Genomic DNA, 7,377 nt, shown 5'->3' on the forward strand with positions numbered 1-7,377 from the left:
AAAAGGCCAAATAGAGTCGGTCTAGCGAACAAAAGAAGTAGGAAACAAGGAAGAAGTATCCGGTAGAACTGGTCTAGCAAACAAAAGAAGTAGAAAACAAGGAAAAAGTGTCAGGTAGAGCCGGTCTAGCAAACAAAAGAAGTAGGAGACAAGGAAGAAGTGTCCGATAGAGCCGGACTAGCAAACAAAAGAAGCAGGAAACAAGGAAGAAGTGTCCGATAGAGCGGGCCTAGCGAACAAAAGAAGCAGGAAACAAGGAAGAAGTGACCGATAGAGCTGGTCTAGTGAACAAAAGAAGCAGGAAACAAGGAAGAAGTGACCGGTAGAACTGGTCTAGCGAACAAAAGCAGTAGGAAACAAGGAAGAAGTGTCCGATAGAGTCGGTCTAGCGAACAAAAGAAGCAGGAAATAGGGTAGAAATGTTAAGTAGAAACGCTCTAGATAATAAAAGAATAAAAAATCAAGAAAAAAGCTTTTATCAAAGGGTCTAAAGTCTCACTACGCGAGCTTTATACTATTCGCCGTAACCAGTTAAAGCTGGGATGTTTCTTAGCAATTATGCAGTATGCTCATCTGCTGGTACTTTAAGAGATTCATCTCGTAGAGTACCAGTACAAGGCGATGAAAGGAGCGTTGCCTCCCAAGTCGTGTTTTCTATTTTTACGGAGGCCAGAGCGGACTTATCCCGCTTTTTTTGTAACTAAATAATTGAAAACGATATTCAAAGGCGCTTTGATGGTTATCTTACGAAAATAAAGGTAAAATAAAATTAAAGAGATTTTTAAATAAAAAAACTTATTTAGCTAAAAGTTGTCTAACCTTTTTCATAAAAAATTCACGAAAAGGTGTTACGATCAACCTATAAATTAAGGTGAGAGGTGTAAAAAATGGGTAAAAATTCAGAGGAAAAACCAAGAAAACGCGGAACATTGAAAAGCGGTATTCTGGGTGGAATTATCGGTGGTTTAGTTATTGCAGTGTTGGGCGGCGGGTATCTTTATGCAAATGACGAGTTGAATATGCCTGCAACAAGCAATCAATCGGGAGTGGTTGACGATAAAGGAAAAGTTACCACCACAGATGTTAGTGTCAATGTAACTTCTGACGTAACCGATGCGGTAGCTAAAGTCGAAGATTCAGTTGTTTCCGTAATCAACATGCAAAAACAAAATTTAGAAGGATTCGGCGGGGTATTTGGCTCAGATACAATAGACTCGTCTGATTCGTCCGATGACTCTACTTTGCAAACAGCTGGAGAAGGCAGCGGCGTCATCTACAAAATTGATGGAAAAACTGCTTATGTGGTTACAAACCATCACGTTATCAATGAATCAGATGCTGTAGAAGTTTTATTAAAAGATGGTACAAAAGTGAAAGCTGAAGTAATTGGTTCAGATGTATGGACAGATTTAGCAGTGTTATCTATTCCGGCTGATAAAGTGACTAAAGCAGCCACTTTCGGTGATTCAGATAGTTTAACAGTGGGCGAACCAGCGATTGCCATTGGATCTCCGCTAGGTACGAACTTTGCTTCTTCCGTTACACAAGGAATCATTTCTGCAAAAAATAGAAACGTAGATACAGATGTTAATGGCGACGGTGTAGTAGACTGGACCATGACAGCTTTACAAACAGATGCAGCGATCAACCCTGGTAACTCTGGAGGCGCATTGATCAACATTGCCGGCCAAGTCATTGGGATTAACTCAATGAAAATTTCTACTGATACAGTTGAAGGAATGGGATTTGCTATTCCAAGTAATGATGTAGTGAATATTATTAATCAATTAGAAACAGATGGAAAAGTGATTCGCCCAGTCCTAGGCATCAGTTTACTAGATATTTCGCAAATTTCTGAACAACAGCAAGAAAGCGTACTGAAATTACCGAAAGACGTAACAGCTGGAGTTGTTGTTGGACAAGTTCAACCAGATTCAGCTGCAGAAAAAGGCGGATTAGAAAAATACGATGTCATTGTTAAATTTAATGGCGAAGAAGTTATTGATACCATCTCTTTACGTAAAGAAATCTATAAATCAGAACTAGGTAAAGAAGTAGAAGTAGAATACTACCGGAATGGCAAACTTGAAAAAACAAACATTACCATGACAACTTCAGAAACCATGTCCTAAAAAAAAGCAAACTATTTCATTTTTTAAAATGCTATTTATAGAAAATCTCCTTACTCATTCAGTAATAGACTGAACGAAATAAGGGGATTTTTTTATCTCGTTTTTAGAGAAAATCGAGCTTCTGTGGATAAGAAAAATAAAATAGTTTTGAACATTGTGTATAACTGCTGTAAAATGAGAAACGAAAGAACTTGTGGAGTTGAAAAGTTATCCACAAAACAAGGAGGAGATTGTGGATGGAACAAATATATGCCTGTCAAAAAGATGTGGAAGAAGCTTTAGATGACGCTGTTTACAGCGGTTTTGAATTGCCAATTTTAAAGCCTGTTAACCCTGTGGATAATGGTACAGTAAAATGTGCTTATTGCCAAGAGCCAGCTATATATATGGTAGAGAACGGATATTCGTCTACCATATGAAGTGTTTGAGTTGTGGACATGTGGATAACTTTTGTGGATAAGTAGTGAATGAAGGGGGATAACTGTGAATATCAAAATTATCACGGTGGGGAAATTAAAAGAAAAATACTTGAAAATGGGAATTGCGGAGTATGCAAAACGACTAGGAAGTTATTGCAAAATTGAATTAATCGAAGTTCCAGATGAAAAAGCTCCAGAAAAATTAAGCCAAGCAGAAATGATACAAGTTAAAGAAAAAGAAGGCGAGCGAATATTAGCCAAAATTTCAGATCAGGCTTATGTATTTGCTTTAGCAATTGAAGGAAAACAACGGACTTCCGAAGCATTTTCCAAAGAAATTGAACAATTGGGCACGCAAGGAAAAAGCAATTTAGTTTTTGTTATCGGAGGCTCTCTAGGATTAAGCAAGGCAGTGATGAAACGCAGCAATACCCAAATCTCTTTTGGGAAAATGACGTTGCCGCATCAATTGATGCGTTTAGTGCTGATCGAACAAATTTACCGCAGCTTCCGGATCATGAAAAATGAACCGTACCATAAGTAAATGAGGTTTTTACGAGAATGACAGTATATTTAAAAGCTACCTTGAAAGTGAAAAAATACAACATGTTTTAAGGAGGGAAACCTTGTATACGTTAAACAACTTAAGGAAGAAGTTAGTTACTCAGAAAATAACTGAAGAAGAATATGAATTATTGAAAGATTTTAATGAAGATTTCCAAAAGTATGCAAATATTTATGATTGTTGCTTCAATGTAATGAAGTCTTTAGAGGAGCTTAATACATTTAATGAAGGTGCTAAGTACGATGATAAAATTACTTTAAATATACTATATGCTGAATATAAATATCTTATATATAAATACATTTTATTTACTAGACAGTTAGTCGACAATATGAAATCTTTTGGTGCCCAAATTAAGAATGAGAATATAGAAACGATAATAAAAGAATATGAAAAAAAGGACGAGAGTCAATTCTTGAAAGTATTGAGAGATTTTGGGCAACATTTTTCATTACCAATAACTAATTTCTCAAAAGAAATTGATATTGTTAGCGGTGAAATAACATGTGAGTTGATAATTAAAAAGAATCATCTTGAAAAAAATAAAGGAAAGAACTATAAAAACGATAAATATATTAGCAGTGTAGAGCTAGAGGAAATTAATGTATTAAACTATTTACCTGAATGGGAGAAAAACATTTTAGACTTGTTTAGTATAGTCACTAAAGAATTTTGTCTTTCAATTGATAAGAATACCACTAAAATATTAAGAGAGTACTTTCAACCGTACAAGGATGGAGATTACTTCTTTTCTCCTGATTCAATTAGTTTGGGCGAAGATGTAGGGGGATCGTTCTATTCAAAAGAAACATTCTATTTTGATGAAAATGCTATGTTGATAATGGTTTCAATAATTAATACTATTGATAATCAGTAAAAAGGTCTATTACGTGAGTGAATCTATGTAGTATGATAAGGAATATATACTGTTGATCAAAAAGATATGTGAAACAACTCTACGTTGATTAAAAACCGCAGAGACAAACGATACGGAGAACCGTATCATAAGTAAATGATATTTTTAGAAAGTAATGAATTTACAAATGATTTTGAGAAATGATAAGAAGGAATTAAAAAATGTAAGCATATTGGCAGCAACCAATATGCTTACATTTAAAATAGTCGAAAAAATTATTTTGCGCGCTTTACTTCAATCCGATAGCCATCAGGGTCTGTTACAAAGAAATAGGTGGGCGTGCCGCCTGAAAGTCCTCTTAACTCACCTGTTTCGTAAGCAGAAGCCTTACAAATTTCATGCATTTTTTCTAAGTCACTGACAGTCACACCTAAATGACTGAAGCCATTTCCTACATTATATGGCTCGGCATCGTAATTGTAAGTGAGTTCAATTTGAACAGACGAACCGGGAGAATTCAGGTAAACTAAATCAAATTTATTTTCAGGGAATTCTCTGCGGCTGGCAACTTCAAAATCGAATAGATTAGTATAAAAGTCTAAAGTAGCCTCAATATTTCTGACACGCAGGCAAATCTCAACGAGTTCTTGCTTCATAATAATATCATCCTCCAATAGTTTCTTATTTTTATTCTAGCATGAATAGGTCATATAGGCACGCCCATGTTATCTTCTATATTGCTTTCTAATAGATCAATAGGTAAAAAGCACAGCTTAAGGAGTTGAGAGAACCGTATCATAAATAAGCTAAAACTTGGGCATATTGGTGCAGGAGTAGTATGATGGAAGTACAAATAAATAGTATGAGGAGTGGTATGATGACAACATATGAATTACCAAAAGTGTGGCAATGGGAAGAAGAGAATTCTAACAAAGGTGGCAATCGGCCAACAGCTGGCAGCCGATTCGAACAAACATTACCAGTCGGAGAGGCTCCGTTCCAACTCTATTCATTGGGGACCCCGAATGGCATCAAAGTCACGATTATGTTTGAAGAGCTAAAAGAATTAGGTGTAGAAGGCGCAGATTATGATTTGTACACTATTAATATTGGAGAAGGCGACCAATTTGGTTCGGATTTCGTCGAGATTAATCCTAACTCTAAAATTCCTGCCTTGGTTGACCAAAGCCAAAGTCCTCGCGTGAAAATGTTTGAATCAGGTTCCATTCTTCTTTACTTAGCGGAGAAATTTGATCAACTGATTCCGAAAGATATTCATGGTCGGACTGAAACCCTTAATTGGTTATTCTGGCAAATTGGAGCAGGTCCTTATGTTGGTGGAGGATTTGGCCACTTTTTCGCTTATGCTCCAGAACCTATGAAATACCCGATTGATCGCTTCACGATGGAAACGAAACGACAATTAGATTTACTCGATAAAACCTTAGCACAGCGTCCTTATATAGCTGGTGATACCTATACCATCGCAGATATTGCCATCTGGTCTTGGTATGGTCGTTTAGCTTTAGGAAAATTATATGAAGGATCGTATGAATTTTTAAATCTGGATGAATATTCCCATCTCTTGGAATGGTCTCAGCGCATTGCAGAACGACCTGGCGTGCAAAAAGGCCTAGCAGTGGAGTATCAACCGCTTGAGAAGTAGTTTAAAAAAACCTGCCTTAAAATTTTACGCTTCATAGATAGAACTAAAACCTCATTTAGATATACTGCGGCGAACCGTATTATAAATAAATGAGGTTTTCTATCTTAAAAGAGAATAAAAAACAACTAGCACAGATAAGATAATAAAAGTGTTTCTGCTTTAGATTGTTAAATATAAAGACTTCTGCTATATTTAGAACTATTAAATTCTTGATCAAATTTAGGTATTTGACCTACTTTTGCTTTTCATTCTCCTGTAACATAAAACAGATTAGCATGCGTTTGTGTTATCTACTTATCTCTAGATACATGCTAGTAATAAAATTCAAGAGTTAGGAAAAAATTCGTCGTAGTCGAACTACTTCATTACACTATAAACTATTTTGAGAAGGGATGTGAGCGACTTGCAGATAAATACCGTTTATCAACTGCCTAAAGTGGACTTACACTGCCATTTAGATGGCTCTGTCCCTTTAGAAACGTTAAAAAAATTGGCAGAAAAACAGCCATTTAATATGGCTTTACTTGATCAAGTCGTTGCGCCAACAAAATGCAGCAACTTGGTCGATTACTTAAAGAGCTTTGATATCATTCATCAACTGATGCAAACCTATGAACAGCTAGAAGAATCAGCTTATGCGACTGCTAAAGCAGCGTCTTTGGAAAATGTTCGCTATATAGAGTTGCGTTTTGCCCCGCTCTTACATACTGAAGCCGGTTTAACAGTATCAGAAGTCATCGCAGCAGTCAGTGAAGGAATTCGTCGTGCTATGGAACAACACAACATTATAGTGAATTTATTGGTTTGCGGCATGCGTCAGCATTCCAATGAAGACAATCTTGTCATGCTGTCTGAAGTAATGAATACGAAAGAAGACTTAATGGTTGGTTTTGATATGGCCGGTCCAGAACCTGATTTGGCGAATGACCATATTGAACCCCTGACTGCTTTCGCGCAAGAAAAGGGATTACAAGTTACCCTGCATGCTGGTGAATGCGGCTGTGTTCACAATATTGTTCAAGCGATACAATTAGGAGCAAAACGTATTGGACATGGGATCGCTATCCGAAAAGATGAAGCGGCACAAACGCTTTGTTTGGAAAAAGGAACGGTTATTGAAATGTGTCCGACCAGCAATATCCAAACGAATGCGGTTGACGATTGGGCAGACTATCCTTTACTCGATTTTTTGAAAAAGGGAATGAACTGCTGTATCAATACCGATAATCGTACGGTGTCTGATACAACACTAACTAGAGAATACTTGCTTTTGGCGGAACAATTTGGAATCAGCTACTCAACGATGAAGCTACTGAATTTAAATGGCTTAGCAGGGGCTTTTACGAGTTTAGAGGTAAAGGCGCAGCTTTCTAAAATAATTGAGGACGCTTATGAGCCCTATATATAACAAAAAAAGAGGGTGTTTATTATGGATTTGTAAATTCCCTAATAAACACCCTCTTTTTGAAAAATTTATACTAAAAAATTAATATGTTAATGCTTTTAATTCTTCTAGAGTAACTTCTTGTTCAACATAGTTATCAACCAGGAAGCCGCTTAAATTTGAGAACTCTTTGTAAAAAGTGTCATAAGCTGTCATGTCAGAATTAAAGTTTTCTTCATTTAGTTTTAAAATAAGTTCCTTTGTTTTGGCTTGAGTGTCGCTGTCAAGTTCCCAGCTATCCGGTCTTAGTCGGCCGACTTCATCATATTCAGCCTTGTCACCATAAATCATTTCT

7 protein-coding genes and 1 pseudogene are annotated in these 7,377 nt (G+C 36.5%); 6 read left to right on the forward strand and 2 right to left on the reverse strand.

Annotated features, from left to right (window positions below):
• Nucleotides 1–887: 887 nt before the first annotated feature.
• The 4 genes from RT405_RS12285 (at nt 888) to RT405_RS12300 (ending at nt 3,993) form a co-directional block, all read left to right on the forward strand.
• The gene (locus RT405_RS12285) at nt 888–2,132 is read left to right on the forward strand and encodes a trypsin-like peptidase domain-containing protein (RefSeq protein ID WP_313470064.1); all 1,245 of its coding nucleotides are present in this window, start codon (nt 888–890) and stop codon (nt 2,130–2,132) included.
• Between the two features lie 236 nt (nt 2,133–2,368).
• Complete coding sequence (locus RT405_RS12290; RefSeq protein WP_313470066.1) at nt 2,369–2,551, forward strand: CxxH/CxxC protein; 183 nt, start codon at nt 2,369–2,371, stop codon at nt 2,549–2,551.
• Nucleotides 2,552–2,615: 64 nt separating this feature from the next.
• Nucleotides 2,616–3,095 (forward strand): 23S rRNA (pseudouridine(1915)-N(3))-methyltransferase RlmH, encoded by a 480-nt coding sequence (rlmH, locus tag RT405_RS12295; RefSeq protein WP_313470068.1) that lies wholly within the window; start codon nt 2,616–2,618, stop codon nt 3,093–3,095.
• Nucleotides 3,096–3,177: 82 nt separating this feature from the next.
• A complete protein-coding gene (locus RT405_RS12300; protein ID WP_313470070.1) occupies nt 3,178–3,993 on the forward strand; it encodes a hypothetical protein in 816 nt (271 codons plus the stop codon).
• A gap of 254 nt (nt 3,994–4,247) precedes the next feature.
• On the opposite strand, the gene RT405_RS12305 is transcribed toward RT405_RS12300, so the two are convergent.
• A complete protein-coding gene (locus RT405_RS12305) occupies nt 4,248–4,628 on the reverse strand; it encodes a VOC family protein (protein WP_313470071.1) in 381 nt (126 codons plus the stop codon).
• Between the two features lie 221 nt (nt 4,629–4,849).
• Between RT405_RS12305 and yghU the strand changes: the two genes are divergently transcribed.
• Nucleotides 4,850–5,638 carry a glutathione-dependent disulfide-bond oxidoreductase gene (gene yghU / locus RT405_RS12310; protein WP_313470075.1) on the forward strand — a complete coding sequence of 263 codons (789 nt, stop codon included), beginning with the start codon at nt 4,850–4,852 and terminating at the stop codon, nt 5,636–5,638.
• A 403-nt stretch (nt 5,639–6,041) separates the two neighbouring features.
• Entirely contained in the window at nt 6,042–7,046 is a 1,005-nt protein-coding gene (gene add, locus RT405_RS12315; protein WP_313470073.1) for an adenosine deaminase, read from the forward strand.
• 78 nt (nt 7,047–7,124) lie between these two features.
• On the opposite strand, the pseudogene RT405_RS12320 reads toward add, so the two are convergent.
• Nucleotides 7,125–7,377: pseudogene (locus tag RT405_RS12320) on the reverse strand (bifunctional NADH-specific enoyl-ACP reductase/trans-2-enoyl-CoA reductase); the annotation flags it as partial.

The sequence above is a fragment of the Carnobacterium sp. genome (assembly GCF_032094055.1).
Lineage (GTDB): Bacteria > Bacillota > Bacilli > Lactobacillales > Carnobacteriaceae > Carnobacterium_A.